Origin of the sequence: Novosphingopyxis iocasae, from assembly GCF_014334095.1 — a bacterium.
Classification (GTDB): domain Bacteria; phylum Pseudomonadota; class Alphaproteobacteria; order Sphingomonadales; family Sphingomonadaceae; genus Novosphingopyxis; species Novosphingopyxis iocasae.
Genome location: NZ_CP060495.1, coordinates 1,545,083 through 1,559,645 on the forward strand (window position 1 = coordinate 1,545,083; position 14,563 = coordinate 1,559,645).

The following is a 14,563-nucleotide window of genomic DNA, read 5'->3' on the forward strand; positions in this document are numbered from 1 at the left end:
TCCGATCAAGAAAGCTTCGCCTTAGAAGAGGCCGAAGGACGACAGATCGTTGAAGGTCACCAGCAGCATGAAGGCGATGACGACGGCAAAACCCGTCCTGTAGGCCCATTCCATGGCCTGCGGACCGACGGGCTTTCGCCGCACGGCCTCCACCGCATACATCAGGAGGTGCCCTCCATCGAGCATCGGAATTGGCAGCAGGTTAATGAACCCCAAGTTAATCGAGATCAGCGCGATAAAACCGATGAAAGCGTAAAGACCAAGGCTCAGTTGTTCGCCCGAAACCTGCGCGATCTTCAGCGGCCCGCCCAGCTCCTTGACCGAACGGCGCCCGGTGAAAACCTGGCCGAGTGTGGTCACCATCAGACGAACGACATCGCCGGTCTGCTTCGTCGCTGCGATCGGGGCCTCCCACAGCGGCACATCGCGCATCACCTGCTGCGGCCAGGGAATACCCAGAAGGCCCAGCTTGTATTGGTTGCCGAACCGGTCCTGCTCGATGCGCACGCCCAGCGTACCCTGCAATTGCAACTCGCGCCCTGCCCGCTCGACGGCGATCGTCACCGGCTCGGCAGGATGGATCGAGACCTCGCGCGCCATCGCGCCAAAGGTTTCGGTGCGGTTGCCGTTGATGGCGAGGATCTCATCGCCCGGCTGAAGACCGATTTCGGCGGCCGCGGTGTTGGCGGGGACTTCCGGTACCACGCTGGGCGTTACCGGCTGGCCGAAGGCGATGAAGAAGCCTGCAAAGATGGCGATCGCCACGGCGAAATTCGTGACCGGCCCCGCCGCGACGATGATCGCGCGTTGCCATAAGGGCTTGGACTGGAACATCTGCGATCGCTCGGCCTCAGGTAGACGCTCGAACTCCGGATCGGGCTGGCTCGCCGCACCCATATCGCCGGCGAACTGAACATAACCGCCCAGCGGCAGCATCGCGATCTTCCAGCGGGTACCGCGTTTGTCCGTCCAGCCGGTCAGTTCCTTGCCGAAGCCGATCGAAAAGGCATCCGCCTTCACCCCGAACAGCCGCCCCGCCCAATAATGCCCATATTCGTGCACGAACACGAGCGAGCCGATCACCACCGCAAAGGCGAACAGCGTCAACAGCAGGCCGGGGCCTTCAGTCACCACGCGCAAACTCTCCAATCATTTCAGAAGCACGCGCCCTGACTGCCCGGTCCACCGTGAATATGTCCTGAAGGTCGCGCGGCTCGGCAATGTCTGCTTCGTCAAGCACCCGCTCGACCAGCGCGGCGATATCCAGAAACCCGATGCGCTCTTCCAGGAAGGCTGCGACTGCGATCTCGTTGGCCGCGTTCAGCGTTGCGGGCGCCGTCCCCCCACGCCGGAGCGCCGCGCGGGCAAGCCGGAGCGCGGGAAAGCGCTTTTCATCCGGCGCTTCGAAATCGAGCCGCCCGATCGCGGCCAGATCGAGCGGACCGCAGCCGGTTTCGATCCGGCGCGGCCAAGCCAGCGCGCTGGCGATCGGCACCTTCATGTCCGTCGGCCCCATCTGCGCCAGCGTAGAGCAGTCCTTATACTCGACCATCGAGTGGACGACCGATTGCGGGTGGACCAGAATGTCGATCCGCTCCTCGCCCACCGGAAAGAGATGATAGGCTTCGATCAGCTCGAGCCCCTTGTTCATCATCGTCGCGCTGTCGACCGAGATTTTTGCGCCCATCGACCAGTTGGGATGGGCCACCGCTTGCGCCGGCGTCATGCCGCGCATTTCGTCCAGGCTTTTCGTGCGGAACGGCCCGCCGCTGGCGGTCAGGATCAGGCGGCGCACCTCTTCGATGCGCCCGCCCGCGAGGCACTGGAACAGCGCATTATGCTCCGAATCGACCGGCAGCAGCGTCGCGCCGCTGCGCTCCACTGCGGCCATCATCAGCGCGCCTGCCGACACCAGCGATTCCTTGTTGGCGAGCGCGACCGTGCGGCCCTTTTCGATCGCCGCCATCACCGGCTCCAGCCCGGCACAGCCGACGATCGCGGCCATCGTCCAGTCCGGATCGAGATCGGCCGCATCGACCAGCGCCTGAGTGCCCGCGGCCACCCCGATATTGGTATCGCTCAGCGCGTCCTTCAGCGCGCCGAAGCAATCCTCATCGCCGATCACGACGAAGCGCGCCTCGAACTCGCGCGCCAGCTTCGCGAGCCCCTCGACATCGCGATGCGCCGTCAGCGCCTGCACGTCATAGGCATCGCGGTCACGCCGGACGAGGTCCAGCGTCGAGGTACCGACCGAACCGGTCGCCCCGAAAATGCTGATCGTCCGCTTGTTCACATCATCCACCATAGCCAAAGCAATGCCACGAGCGGGGCCACCGGCACCAGCCCGTCGAGCCGGTCCATCACCCCGCCATGGCCGGGCAGCAGATCGCCGCTGTCCTTCACCCCTGCCCGGCGCTTCAGGAAGCTTTCGAAGAAATCACCGGCCTGTGCCACAACGGAAAGCAGGCCGCTCGCCAGCGCCAGCTCCAGCGGTAGCCGACCGAAATAGTGAAAGAGCAGCCCCGCGCCGATCGCCGCCAGAACGCCGCCGATGCCGCCGGACCAGGTTTTTTTCGGGCTGATTGCGGGCCATATCTTGGGTCCGCCAAGCGACTTGCCGACGAAGAAAGCGCCGATGTCCGTCGCCCAGACGAGCGAGAGCGCCCACATCGCGATCTCATGCCCGAAATCGAGCTCTCTCAGGAACACCAGCGCCACGGCTGGCAGGCCCGCGTAAAAGATGCCGAGGGCCAGGCGGATCGATTGCGCCCCGATGGCGAGCGCGCCTGCCATGCCGGCGAAGACAAGGATCACGATGATCGACGGCCCCGGAAACGGTGCCTGCGGTGCCAGCAGGATCAATGGCACGGTAATGGCGGCCTGCGCAAGACGGCGCTTATAGCCCTCCTTCACCAGGTCCGACCATTCGCCCATCATCAGGATGGAGCCGAGCGACACCAGCGCCCAGAAATACAGCCAGCCCAGCCAGATATCGCCCAGTGCCAGCGCAATCAGCGCAATGCCGACGGTGATCCGCCGGGTCAGTTCGCGCTGGAAGCGCGGACGGATATGGGCGGCCAGGCTCATCGCCCTCCGAACCGCCGTTCGCGGGCGGCGAAATCGGCCATGGCCTCGGCCAGATGCGCCGGCGTGAAATCGGGCCACAGCGTTTCGGTGAACCACAGCTCCGCATAGGCGCACTGCCAGAGGAGAAAGTTGGAAAGCCGCTGCTCCCCCGATGTACGGATCAAGAGGTCGAGCGGCGGCATGTCCGCGGTATCGAGCCCTGCAGCCAAAGCATCGGCGTCCGCGTTCTCGGGCGAAAGCGAACCATCCGCGATGCGCTGCGCCATCGCCTTGGCGGCGCGCACCAGCTCGTCCTGCCCGCCATAGTTGAGCGCGACGGCCAGCGTGGTGCGCGTGTTGTGCGCGGTCTTTTCGATGGCATCGTCGATCAGCGCCACGATGTCGGGCGCCAAGTCCTTGTAGCGGCCGATCACCTTCAGCCGCACGCCATTGGCGCGGAATTCTTCCAGATCGGCGATGATGAAGCGCTTCAACAGCCCCATCAGATCGCCGACCTCGTCGGGCGGCCGTTTCCAGTTTTCCGAGGAAAAGGCGTAGAGGGTGAGCGCTTCCAGCCCCAGATCGCCCGCCGCGCGGACAATCTCGCGCACCGCCTCCACACCGCGGCGATGGCCCATCACCCGCGGCAAATGGCGTTTCTTGGCCCAGCGGCCATTGCCGTCCATGATGATGGCGACGTGCCTCGGGCCCGCGTCTCCGCCGCCCCTTTCGGTCGCTGATGCACCCTGTTCCAATGGCTTCGCCCGGCTACCCCCTCCAGCGCTTACTGGGTCAGGATTTCCTTTTCCTTGTGCTCGGCGGCGGCATCGGCCTCGGCGATGTGATCGTCGGTCATTTTCTGAACCTCGGTCTCGAGACGCTTGGCGTCGTCCTCGCCGATTTCTTTCTTGTTCTCGTCCGCCTTGATCATGTCCATGCCATCGCGGCGCACATTGCGGATCGCGATACGCGCCTTTTCGGCATAGCTGCTGGCGAGCTTGGCCAGTTCCTTGCGGCGCTCCTCCGTCAGATCCGGGATCGGCAGGCGGATGGTGGTGCCGTCGTTGATCGGGTTGAGGCCAAGCCCGGCGGAGCGGATCGCCTTTTCCACCGGGGTCACGTTCGACTTGTCCCACACCTGCACCGAAAGCATGCGCGGCTCGGGCACCGAAACGGTGGCCACCTGATTGAGCGGCATGTTGGAGCCGTAGACTTCCACGGTCACCGGATCGAGGAGCGCGGTATTGGCACGGCCCGTGCGCAGGCCAGCGAGATCGCCTTTGAGCGATTCGACCGCCCCATTCATGCGCCGCTCGAGATCGGCCTTGTCATATTGCGCCATCAGTTGGTCTCCTTGCTTCTGACGATCGTCGCCGTCCCCTCGCCCGCCAGTACTTTGGCGAGATTTCCGCGTTCGCGGATCGAGAACACAACGATCGGAATGTCGTTATCGCGGCACAGCGCGACGGCGCTGGCGTCCATAACCTTCAGGTTATCGCTCAGCACCTGATCGTAACCCACGGATTCGAAACGCACCGCATCGGGATTTTTCTTGGGATCGTCATTGTAGACGCCGTCGACGCTGGTGCCCTTGAACAGCGCGTCGCACTTCATCTCGGCCGCGCGCAGAGCCGCCCCGCTATCGGTGGTGAAATAAGGGCTGCCGACGCCCGCGGCAAAGATCACGATGCGGCCCTTTTCCAGATGGCGCAGCGCGCGGCGGCGGATCACCGGCTCACACACCTGGTCCATCTCGATGGCGGACTGCACGCGCGTGCCCACGCCCAGCTGCTCCAGCGCGTTCTGCATGGCGAGCGCGTTCATCACCGTTGCCAGCATGCCCATATAATCGGCCTGCGCGCGGTCCATGCCCTTGGCGGCGCCTGCCATGCCGCGAAAGATATTGCCGCCGCCGATGACGAGGCAGATCTCACTGCCATTGTCCTTGGCGGCCTTCACCTCCTTGGCAATGGCGGCAACGGTTTCGGGATCGATGCCGAACTGCCCGTCCCCCATCAATGCTTCGCCCGACAATTTCAGCAGGATGCGGTTGAAGCCGCCCATGAGATCCCCTCGTGTTACGCGTTCCGCAGCGGCGCCGCGCCAATGACGCGCCCCTACCCCGGACATGATGAAGGCGCGCACCTTAGGGGGCACGCGCCTTCAGGCCAAGTGGCCGCGGTGGAAAATTCACCGCTTGATTGTATGCGATCGATTCGCCCGATCAGTTGCCTACCGCGGCAGCTACTTCGGCGGCGAAATCGCTCTCTTCCTTCTCGATGCCTTCACCGAGCTGGAAGCGGACATAGTCGGTCAGCGTGATCGGCTTGCCGGCTTCCTTGCCGGCCTGCGCGACAACATCCGCGATCGCGGTCTTGTTGTCGATCACGAACACCTGGCTCAGAAGCGCGTTTTCCTTCGCGAACTTCTTCATCGAGCCTTCGACCATCTTTTCCACGATGTCGGCGGGCTTGCCGCTCTCGGCAGCCTTTTCGCGCGCGATCTGCGCTTCGCGGTCCATCGTGTCCTTGTCGAGGCCTTCTGCATTCAGCGCCAGCGGGAAAGCCGCGGCGATGTGCATGGCAAGCTGCTTGCCGAGCGGCTCCAGCACGTCTTCGCCGGCTTCGCTTTCCAGCGCCACGAGCACGCCGATCTTGCCGAGGTTCGGCGCAGCGGCGTTATGCACGTAGGAAACCACCGCCCCCTTCTCGACCGAAATGGTCTGAACGCGGCGCAGCGTCTGGTTTTCGCCGATGGTGGCGATGTTGTCGGTCAGCTTCTCGGACAGCGTGCCGCCGCCGGGATAGCCTTCGTCCTTCAGCGCATCGACGTCGTTCGCGCCCTTCTTCAGCGCGATCTCGGTGGCGTTACGCACGAATTCCTGGAACTTGTCGTTCTTGGCGACGAAGTCGGTTTCGCTGTTCACTTCCAGAGCGGTGCCCTTGGTGCCTTCGGTGGCGACGCCAACGAGGCCCTCGGCCGCGGTGCGGCTGGACTTCTTCTGCGCGGCGGCAAGACCCTGCGTGCGCAGCCAGTCGACCGCCGCTTCGACGTCACCGTCGGTCTGGGCGAGCGCCTTCTTGCAATCCATCATGCCCGCGCCCGAACGGTCGCGCAGCTCTTTAACGGTGGCGGCGGTAATGGCCATGGCTGTTACATCCTTCTTCATCTGTCGATACGGAAAATGGCGCGCGGGGGAGATCCAAGGATCGTCACCCCGCGCGCCCTGTTAGGCGGTTATCTGGTCATTCGTGCGACGGTTTGAAAGGGCCGCACGAACGATGCCGTTACGTTCGGCTCAACCTTCGCTCTTGGGCGCGTTTTCCAGCACCTTGGCCGCTTCCTCGGCGGATTCCGCCTTGGGCTCGGTCTCGGTGGCCGGATGCTCGGCGGAAGGCTTCTCGCCTTCGGGCACGGCAGAAGGAGCGGGCGCAGCCTGCTGGGCGTTGCCTTCGTTCTTCTTGGCCAGCGCCTCGATCTTCTGGGCAGCTTCCTCGGCGGCATAACGCTCGGCAGCGGTCGCGGGCTCTGCCGGCGGCTCGGCCATAGCGCCGAAGTCCTGGCCGGACGTTTCCATCTGGCCCTGCTTGCCGCCCTGGGCGGCCTGAGCGATCGCTTCGCAATACAGCCGGATGGCGCGCGCGGCGTCATCGTTCGCCGGAACCGGGAAGGCGATGTTCGAGGGATCGACATTGGTGTCGAGGATCGCGACCACCGGAATGCCGAGCACATTGGCTTCCTTGATGGCGAGCTCTTCCTTGTTCGCGTCGATCACGAACATGACATCGGGAATGCCGTTCATGTCGCGGATGCCGCCGAGCGAAAGCTCCAGCTTGTCACGCTCACGCGTGCGCTGCAGGACTTCCTTCTTGGTAAGGCCCGAGGTGTCGCCCGAAAGCTGCTCTTCCAGGGTCTTCAGGCGCTTGATGGAACCGGACACGGTCTTCCAGTTGGTGAGCATGCCGCCCAGCCAGCGATGGTTGACGAAATGCTGGTTGCAGGCGCGCGCGGTGTCGGCGATCGGCTGCTGCGCCTGGCGCTTGGTGCCGACGAACAGAATCTTGCCGCCTGCGGCAACGGTCTGCTGCACAAAAGCGAGCGCACGCGCGAACAGCGGCACGGTCTGCGACAGGTCGATGATGTGAACACCGTTGCGGTCGCCGAAGATATACGGCTTCATCCGCGGATTCCAGCGGTGGGTCTGGTGGCCGAAATGCGCGCCGGCCTCAATCAATTGCTGTAGCGTGACGACAGGGGTCGCCATAATCTTTCTCCTTACCGGTTATACCTCTGGGCCGCTGAAGAACCGACGATCCCGCCTGAAAGGCCGGGGCCGGCACCGGATATGGTGCGTCCCATGTGGAATGGTGCGGGCCGTTATCGGGCCACTGCCGTCTTGGCAAGCGCTAAATATGGAACAAAATAGAAACTTCAAGCTTGACGGCGCGGAACGTTTGCGGAACATTGCCGAAATCGTCGGTAAATCGTTGGTTAAGTTCGACGAGCCGTAAGTTGGACCGGAACCAACAGCCGTTCCACATATTATCCACAGGTCTGTAACACAGCAGACACGTTTGAAAGATACGGAAATGGTCTCGACAATCGCTGCCGCCCTGTTCCTCACCGCCATTTCACTGGCCGTCTGGACAATTGCTCACACGTTGCGCACCCATGCTGGTCAGATTGCCGCGCTCTACGGCAAGCAGTCCAGTGTTCCGGCTCTTTCGATGAAGGCACGGCGCGTCAACGACGTGCGTCGGCCAGTAAAGGTTACCCCGCTTCGCCCGGCTTCGCATCGCGCCGCCGCATAGCTTTTTTGTAGCTGAGATACGCTAGCGGAACGAGCGCCAGATATACGACGCAGATTACACTCAAAGTGATGAAGGGCGCGCCGATCAGCGCGGCTACCAAAAGCACGAACACTGCAATTGCCTCGAACCGGATGCTCCGGCGCAAGCGCAGCGAGCCCCAGCTGAATGTCGGCAAACTCGATACCATGAGCGCGGCTGAAGCAAGTAGCCAAGGCCCGGTAACAACCCAGCTTCTGGATTCTTCAACGCCAAAAGCCAGCCAGATAAAGATCGGCAAGAGCGCCAATCCCGCACCGGCGGGTGCCGGCACACCGGTCAAAAACCCCATCTCCTTGCGCGGATGGGCTTCCATATCGATCCGCGCATTAAAGCGTGCGAGGCGCAAGGCGCAGGAAACCGCATAGAACAGCGCAATTGTCCAGCCGAATTTCGGCATATATTGGAGCGACCACAAATAGGTGATGAGTGCAGGGCTGACCCCGAAAGCGATATTGTCCGAAAGCGAATCGAGCTCGGCACCGAATTTGCTCTGCCCATTCAGAAGCCGCGCGATGCGGCCATCCATCCCGTCCAGAATACCGGCGACGATAATAGCGCCCACCGCCATGTCCCAGCGCTCCGAGATGGCGAACCAGACGCCGGACAGACCGGTGCAGAGCGCCAGCGCCGTTACCGCGTTGGGAACGAGCGCCCGCAGCGGAATGGCATTCGTAAAGGCCGTACCTTTGACCATGTCAGTTTGCCCCCCTGCCCCGTTCGGCGACCTGCCGAATCACTGGGCGATGCCCTCGATCAACTTGTTCTGCCCCAGTTCGGCGATGACTGTTTCGCCCGCCACCGCGCGCTGCCCCTTTACGATGCGCGGCGTCGTGCCTGCGGGGAGATACACGTCGACCCGGCTCCCGAATCGGATCAGCCCGATGCGCTGGCCAGCCGCCAGCGTGTCGCCATCTTTGATATAGGTGACGATCCGCCGCGCCACGAGCCCGGCAATCTGCGTCATGCCGATCCGCGTGCCGTCAGCACGCTCGATCAGAACATGCTGACGCTCATTCTCTTCGCTCGCCTTGTCGAGATCGGCGTTCACGAACTTGCCCGCGATATAGGCAACGCGCTTCACCGTCCCGCCGATCGGCGCGCGGTTCACATGAACGTCGAACACGCTCATAAAGATGGAGACGCGGATCATGGGCTCCTCGCCCAGCCCATCGGCCCCGCGCATTTCCGGCGGTGGCGGCACTTCGATGATCAGCGTCACCAGGCCATCGGCCGGGCTCGTCACCAGATGGTCGCCCTGCGCGGTTACGCGCACCGGATCGCGAAAAAAGGCGACCGTCCACACCGTCACGCCTACCATCAGCCAGCCGAAGATGTCGGGCAGCAAGATGAAGAACAGCGCGGTAATGGCCGCGGCGATCAGACCGAACTTGCGGCCCTCGGGATGGATCGGGGGGAAGGACCATTTGGCATCGCCATCGCCCCGGTTCGTCAACATACGGTCTTTCATCGATCGGGTTCTAAACGCCCCCCGCCAAGCCTGCAACCGCGTCATCGCCTTCCGCTACGTTAGCGCGCACGTCCCGATGGATCGTCCGCCCGCTCAAATGGTTGAAAATGGCGAGGCGCTTGCATAGAGCCCGCAGCAACCCGAAATCCAGCGCGTGAGCCCGGCTCGCACGCCCCATTCCAGCGGAAGATAGCAGCACATGGCGAAGATCAAGGTAAAGAACCCCGTCGTCGAACTCGATGGCGACGAGATGACGCGGATCATCTGGGAATGGATCCGCGAAAAGCTGATCCTCCCCTATCTCGATATCGATCTGAAATATTACGACCTCTCCGTGCAGAAGCGCGACGAGACCAACGACCAGATCACGGTCGATGCCGCCAACGCCATCAAGGAGCATGGCGTGGGCGTGAAGTGCGCCACCATCACGCCGGACGAAGCGCGCGTCGAGGAGTTCGACCTCAAGAAGATGTGGAAGAGCCCCAACGGCACCATCCGTAACATCCTGGGCGGCGTGGTCTTCCGCGAACCGATCGTGATCGACAATGTGCCGCGCCTGGTGCCCGGCTGGACCGACCCGATCGTGATCGGCCGCCATGCCTTCGGAGACCAGTACCGCGCCACCGACATGCTGATCCCCGGCCCGGGCAAGCTGCGCCTCGTCTATGAAGGCGAAGACGGCAGCGTGCAGGACGAAGAGGTGTTCCAGTTCCCGAGCTCGGGCGTCGCCATGGCGATGTACAATCTGGACGATTCGATCCGCGATTTCGCCCGCGCCAGCTTCAACTACGGTCTGCAGCGCGAATGGCCGGTGTATCTTTCCACCAAGAACACCATCATGAAGAAATATGACGGCCGCTTCAAAGACCTGTTCCAGCAGGTGTTCGAGGAAGAGGGCTTCAAGGAGAAGTTCGACAAGCTCGGCATCGTCTACGAACACCGCCTGATCGACGATATGGTCGCCAGCGCGCTGAAATGGTCCGGCAAGTTCGTCTGGGCCTGCAAGAACTATGACGGCGACGTGCAGTCCGACACGCTGGCGCAGGGTTTCGGCTCGCTCGGCCTGATGACCTCGCTCCTCATGGCGCCCGACGGCAAGACCGTGGAATCGGAAGCCGCGCACGGCACCGTGACCCGCCATTACCGCATGCATGAGCAGGGCAAGGCCACCTCGACCAACCCGATCGCGTCGATCTTCGCTTGGACGGGCGGCCTGCGCTATCGCGGCATCTTCGACGAGACGCCCGAGGTTTCGAAGTTCGCCGACACGCTGGAAGCCTGCTGCGTCGAAGCCGTGGAAAATGGCGAGATGACCAAGGACCTCGCCATCCTGATCGGCCCAGACCAGAGCTGGATGACATCGGAGCAGTTCTTCGAAGCCGTCCGCAAGCGCCTGGAAGACAAGATGGGCAACTGGGCCTGATCTCTCGCCCGCTGCCAGTTAAGCCATGATCATGGCCCCGAGCGCGTCGAAGGTCGCTTCTCTATCACGGAGACACCTTCCGGCACGCTCGGGGCTTTCGAATTTCTGATATAGGAACGCCCCATGTCCAGCACCGCCAAGGCCCGGCTCGAAGTCCGGCAGGCCAAGATCTCCGATATCCCCGCGATCGCGCAGCTGATCCGGCGGGTGTACAAGGACATGCCGCCCTATACCCATGGCGAGCTGCGCGGGCAGATGAACAATTTCCGCGAAGGGCAGTTCGTCGCGGTTCTGGATGACGAATTGGTGGGCTATTGCGCGTCCTCCCGCATCTCCGGCTCGATCGCGCTGCAACCGCATGACTGGGAAGAGATCAGCGGCAACGGCTTCGGCTCGCGCCACAATCCGGCGGGCGACTGGCTTTACGGCTATGAGATGTGCGTCGATCCCAAAACGCGCGGCACCCGCATCGGCAAGCGCCTGTACGAAGAGCGCCGCACGCTGGCCGAGCGGTTGGAGCTGCGCGGCATCGTCTTCGGCGGCCGCATGCCCGGCTATGCCCGCGCCAAGCGCCTGAAGAAGGTGGAAAGCCCGGAAGACTATATCGAACAGGTGCAGGCCAAGAAGCTGCGCGATCCGGTGATCGGCTTCCAGCTCGCCAACGGGTTCGAGCCGATGGGCGTCCTGAAAAACTATCTGCCCGAGGACAAGGCGTCCAAGGCCAATGCCGCGCACATGGTCTGGAAGAACCCCTATGTGGACCATGACAGCCCCAAGCAGTTCCGCGTGCCGCGCGACGTGGAGCAGGTGCGCCTCGCCACCGTGCAACTGCAGGCGCGCGCGGTGAAGGATTTCGAGGATTTCATCGGGAATATCGAATATTTCGTGGACGTTGCCGCCGACTATGAAAGCGATTTCGTCGTTTTCCCGGAGCTGTTCACGCTGATGCTACTTTCCTCCGAGGAGAAGGAGCTTTCGCCGCAGGAGGCGATCGAGGCCCTGTCGCGCTGGACGCCGCGTATCCGCGAAGAACTGTCGCGCATGGCGATGAACTACAACATCAACATCATCGGCGGATCGCACCCCACGCGTACCGATGACGGCGAAATCCAGAACGTCGCCTATATCTGCCTGCGCGACGGCGCGATCCACGAGCAGGAGAAGATCCACCCCACGCCGAACGAGCGTTACTGGTGGAACATCAAGGGCGGCGACAGCATCGACGTGATCCAGACCGATTGCGGCCCGATCGGCGTGCTGATCTGCTATGACAGCGAATTCCCCGAACTTGCCCGCCGCCTGGTGGACGAAGGCGCGCGGATCATCTTCACGCCCTTCTGCACCGACAGCCGCCAGGGCTATCTGCGCGTGCGCTATTGCTGCCAAGCCCGCGCCATCGAGAACCAGTGCTTCGTCGTGATGAGCGGCAATGTCGGCAATCTGCCGAACGTGCACAATATGGACATCCAGTACGCGCAAAGCTGCATCCTGACGCCCTGCGACTTCCCCTTCGCGCGCGACGGCATTGCCGCCGAAGCCACCGAAAATGTGGAGACGCTGACAATCAGCGATGTGAACTTGGCCGATCTTGCCTGGGCACGCAGCGAAGGCACGGTGCGCAACCTGACCGACCGCCGGTTCGACCTTTATCATATCGAATGGGACAAGAGCGTGGGCAAGGAACGCCGCCCGCGTACCGGGCGCGAGCCGATCGGACCGGCCACCCCCGGCGGCGGCTGAGCGGCAAACCGGCGCGCTGTCCTACAGGCCGCGCGACGGGTAATATGGCGGCGTGACAATCCAGCCGCCCGCCCTCCCCGCTATTCCATTCGCCGACACAGGCCCTCGTCTCACCGGAATTGCGAGGGGGATGTCCCCGGACCCGTGCGACCTTTGGCAGCTTTCCCGAAAACGTCCCGCGGGCGTTGCGCATTCGGCCTGCGCGGGTAAACAAGCCCCATGATGCACGGTGGATTAAGCGACCAGGTCAGCGATGCCTTGGTGATTTTGGGCGCGGCCGGGATCGTTATTCCCCTGTTCGCGCGGTTCCGGATCACGCCGATTATCGGCTTCATCCTGGTCGGTGTGCTCGTCGGCCCGGCAGGACTGGGCTCCCTGACCGATCAGGCACCATGGCTCTATTACATCACGATCACGGACCGTGAGGCGATCGCCCCGTTCGCCGAGTTCGGGATTATCCTTCTGCTCTTCACCATCGGTCTGGAGCTAAGTTTCAAGCGATTGTGGGAGATGCGCGCGCTCGTTTTCGGCGTCGGCGCGGCGGAGCTGATCGGATCGGGCTTGATCATCGGCCTGGCGCTGTTCGCCATGGGCCAGAACGCAGCCGGCGCGCTGGGCCTTGGCCTCGCGCTCGCCCTCTCCTCGACTGCGCTGGTGCTGCCGATTTCGGGCACCACCAGTCAGGTCGGGCGCTCGGCGCTCGCCATGTTGCTCTTTGAAGATGTCGCCATCGTGCCGATCATCTTCATGCTCGGCGCGCTAGCACCTTATGCATCCGCCGACGGCCTCGAAGGGCTGATGACGACCGTGTGGATGGGCGCCGCCGTCATCGCCGCCATGCTGGTGCTGGGGCGCTTCATCCTGCCCAAGTTGTTCGGCCAGGCGGCGCGCACCAAAAGCCCGGAGCTGTTCCTCGCCGCATCGCTGCTTGTCGTGATCGTCGCCAGCCTCGCCACGAGCGCGGTCGGCCTTTCGCCCATCGTGGGCGCGCTGATCGCGGGCCTGCTGATCGCGGAAACCGAATATCGCAGCGAAGTCGAGGTGATTACCGAGCCGTTCAAGGGCCTGGCACTCGGCGTGTTCCTCATCACCGTCGGCATGCAGATCGATCTCGCGGTCATCGCCGACAACTGGGTGTCGCTGGTCACCGCGGTCATAGGCGTGGTGGTGGTGAAGACGATCGTCACCGGCGCGCTTCTGAAAATCTCGGGCGCGCGCACCGGCACTTCGGCAGAAGCGGGTCTGTTGATGTCCAGCCCGTCAGAAACCACGTTGATCGTGCTTACCGCCGCTGCCGAAGCCGCGCTGATCCAGCCCGAAACCGCTGCTTTCTGGACCATCGTTACCGCCATCGGCCTCACCATCACGCCGATCCTCGCGCGCGTCGGCCACGACGTGTCCCGCCGGATCGAACTGAAGCAGCATGATCAGCCGGACGAAGTGCCGGAGGACGAACCACGCACCATCGTCATTGGCTTTGGACGGGTCGGGCGGCTGGTGGCCGACATGCTGAAAACGCACAAACAGCCCTTTCTGTGCGTCGATTCGGACATCGATTGCGTGGCTGGTGGCCGGCGGGAAGGCTATCCGATCATCTTCGGCGATGTCGCCCGGCCCGAAATGGTGGACCGGCTGAAGCTGGGTCATGCCCGCGCGCTCATCATTACCATGGATGAGCCCGTGCTGGCCAATGCGGTGGTGAAGCGTGTGCGCGGCTGGGTACCCGACCTGCCGATCATCGCCCGCGCGCGCGATGTCGATCACGCCGCAGAGCTATATCGCGCCGGGGCGACGGACGCGGTACCCGAGACGCTGGAATCCTCGTTGCAATTGTCGGAGGCGGTGCTGGTGGACTTGGGCGTGCCGATGGGTCCGGTGATCGCATCAATCCATGACAAGCGCGATCAGTACCGGCGTCAGATTATGGAGAGCGGCGGGCTGACCGAAAAACCGACGCTGAAGACGCAAACCCTGCGCGACAGCGCACCCGGCGCCAAGCCCGCCGAAGCTTGAAGG

13 protein-coding genes and 1 pseudogene are annotated in these 14,563 nt (G+C 63.2%); 4 read left to right on the plus strand and 10 right to left on the minus strand.

Annotated elements, in window-relative coordinates:
* Window positions 1–21: 21 nt before the first annotated feature.
* From rseP to rpsB, 8 genes and pseudogenes are all read right to left on the minus strand, one after another.
* Entirely contained in the window at window positions 22–1,131 is a 1,110-nt protein-coding gene (rseP, locus tag H7X45_RS07425; RefSeq protein ID WP_187337042.1) for an RIP metalloprotease RseP, read from the minus strand.
* Complete coding sequence (locus tag H7X45_RS07430; RefSeq protein WP_246449797.1) at window positions 1,124–2,293, minus strand: 1-deoxy-D-xylulose-5-phosphate reductoisomerase; 1,170 nt, start codon at window positions 2,291–2,293, stop codon at window positions 1,124–1,126. Before H7X45_RS07430 ends, rseP begins: the two co-directional genes overlap by 8 nt.
* Complete coding sequence (locus H7X45_RS07435) at window positions 2,290–3,087, minus strand: phosphatidate cytidylyltransferase (protein WP_187336856.1); 798 nt, start codon at window positions 3,085–3,087, stop codon at window positions 2,290–2,292. Before H7X45_RS07435 ends, H7X45_RS07430 begins: the two co-directional genes overlap by 4 nt.
* Entirely contained in the window at window positions 3,084–3,752 is a 669-nt protein-coding gene (gene uppS / locus H7X45_RS07440; protein WP_187336857.1) for a polyprenyl diphosphate synthase, read from the minus strand. Before uppS ends, H7X45_RS07435 begins: the two co-directional genes overlap by 4 nt.
* Window positions 3,753–3,850: 98 nt before the next feature.
* Window positions 3,851–4,408: a ribosome recycling factor gene (gene frr / locus H7X45_RS07445; RefSeq protein WP_187336858.1), complete on the minus strand. Its 558-nt coding sequence runs from the start codon at window positions 4,406–4,408 to the stop codon at window positions 3,851–3,853.
* A complete protein-coding gene (gene pyrH / locus H7X45_RS07450; protein ID WP_187336859.1) occupies window positions 4,408–5,130 on the minus strand; it encodes a UMP kinase in 723 nt (240 codons plus the stop codon). Before pyrH ends, frr begins: the two co-directional genes overlap by 1 nt.
* 160 nt (window positions 5,131–5,290) lie before the next feature.
* Entirely contained in the window at window positions 5,291–6,214 is a 924-nt protein-coding gene (gene tsf, locus H7X45_RS07455; protein WP_187336860.1) for a translation elongation factor Ts, read from the minus strand.
* A 366-nt stretch (window positions 6,215–6,580) separates the two neighbouring features.
* Window positions 6,581–7,330: pseudogene (gene rpsB, locus H7X45_RS07460) on the minus strand (30S ribosomal protein S2); the annotation flags it as partial.
* A gap of 325 nt (window positions 7,331–7,655) precedes the next feature.
* Between rpsB and H7X45_RS07465 the strand changes: the two are divergent.
* The gene (locus H7X45_RS07465; RefSeq protein WP_187336862.1) at window positions 7,656–7,877 is read left to right on the plus strand and encodes a hypothetical protein; all 222 of its coding nucleotides are present in this window, start codon (window positions 7,656–7,658) and stop codon (window positions 7,875–7,877) included.
* Here the strand turns inward: H7X45_RS07465 and H7X45_RS07470 are convergent.
* Window positions 7,837–8,610 (minus strand): CDP-alcohol phosphatidyltransferase family protein, encoded by a 774-nt coding sequence (locus H7X45_RS07470; protein WP_187336863.1) that lies wholly within the window; start codon window positions 8,608–8,610, stop codon window positions 7,837–7,839. The two genes, H7X45_RS07465 and H7X45_RS07470, sit on opposite strands and share 41 nt — an antisense overlap.
* A 39-nt stretch (window positions 8,611–8,649) precedes the next feature.
* Window positions 8,650–9,384: a phosphatidylserine decarboxylase gene (locus tag H7X45_RS07475; RefSeq protein ID WP_187336864.1), complete on the minus strand. Its 735-nt coding sequence runs from the start codon at window positions 9,382–9,384 to the stop codon at window positions 8,650–8,652.
* Between the two features lie 199 nt (window positions 9,385–9,583).
* Between H7X45_RS07475 and H7X45_RS07480 the strand changes: the two genes are divergently transcribed.
* The 3 genes from H7X45_RS07480 (at window position 9,584) to H7X45_RS07490 (ending at window position 14,560) form a co-directional block, all read left to right on the plus strand.
* On the plus strand, window positions 9,584–10,807 hold the full coding sequence (locus H7X45_RS07480; RefSeq protein WP_187336865.1) for an NADP-dependent isocitrate dehydrogenase: 1,224 nt from the start codon (window positions 9,584–9,586) through the stop codon (window positions 10,805–10,807).
* A 123-nt stretch (window positions 10,808–10,930) separates the two neighbouring features.
* On the plus strand, window positions 10,931–12,547 hold the full coding sequence (locus H7X45_RS07485; protein WP_187336866.1) for a GNAT family N-acetyltransferase: 1,617 nt from the start codon (window positions 10,931–10,933) through the stop codon (window positions 12,545–12,547).
* A gap of 222 nt (window positions 12,548–12,769) precedes the next feature.
* Complete coding sequence (locus tag H7X45_RS07490; RefSeq protein ID WP_187336867.1) at window positions 12,770–14,560, plus strand: cation:proton antiporter domain-containing protein; 1,791 nt, start codon at window positions 12,770–12,772, stop codon at window positions 14,558–14,560.
* Window positions 14,561–14,563: the final 3 nt, after the last annotated feature.

Bases quoted from the DNA above. Each gene is read 5' to 3' on its own strand.
- H7X45_RS07435 (WP_187336856.1), bottom strand. From the start codon at position 3,087: ATGAGCCTGGCCGCCCATATCCGTCCGCGCTTCCAGCGCGAACTGACC.
- uppS (WP_187336857.1), bottom strand. From the start codon at position 3,752: ATGGACGGCAATGGCCGCTGGGCCAAGAAACGCCATTTGCCGCGGGTG.
- frr (WP_187336858.1), bottom strand. From the start codon at position 4,408: ATGGCGCAATATGACAAGGCCGATCTCGAGCGGCGCATGAATGGGGCG.
- pyrH (WP_187336859.1), bottom strand. From the start codon at position 5,130: ATGGGCGGCTTCAACCGCATCCTGCTGAAATTGTCGGGCGAAGCATTG.
- tsf (WP_187336860.1), bottom strand. From the start codon at position 6,214: ATGGCCATTACCGCCGCCACCGTTAAAGAGCTGCGCGACCGTTCGGGC.
- H7X45_RS07465 (WP_187336862.1), top strand. From the start codon at position 7,656: ATGGTCTCGACAATCGCTGCCGCCCTGTTCCTCACCGCCATTTCACTG.
- H7X45_RS07470 (WP_187336863.1), bottom strand. From the start codon at position 8,610: ATGGTCAAAGGTACGGCCTTTACGAATGCCATTCCGCTGCGGGCGCTC.
- H7X45_RS07475 (WP_187336864.1), bottom strand. From the start codon at position 9,384: ATGAAAGACCGTATGTTGACGAACCGGGGCGATGGCGATGCCAAATGG.
- H7X45_RS07480 (WP_187336865.1), top strand. From the start codon at position 9,584: ATGGCGAAGATCAAGGTAAAGAACCCCGTCGTCGAACTCGATGGCGAC.
- H7X45_RS07485 (WP_187336866.1), top strand. From the start codon at position 10,931: ATGTCCAGCACCGCCAAGGCCCGGCTCGAAGTCCGGCAGGCCAAGATC.
- H7X45_RS07490 (WP_187336867.1), top strand. From the start codon at position 12,770: ATGCACGGTGGATTAAGCGACCAGGTCAGCGATGCCTTGGTGATTTTG.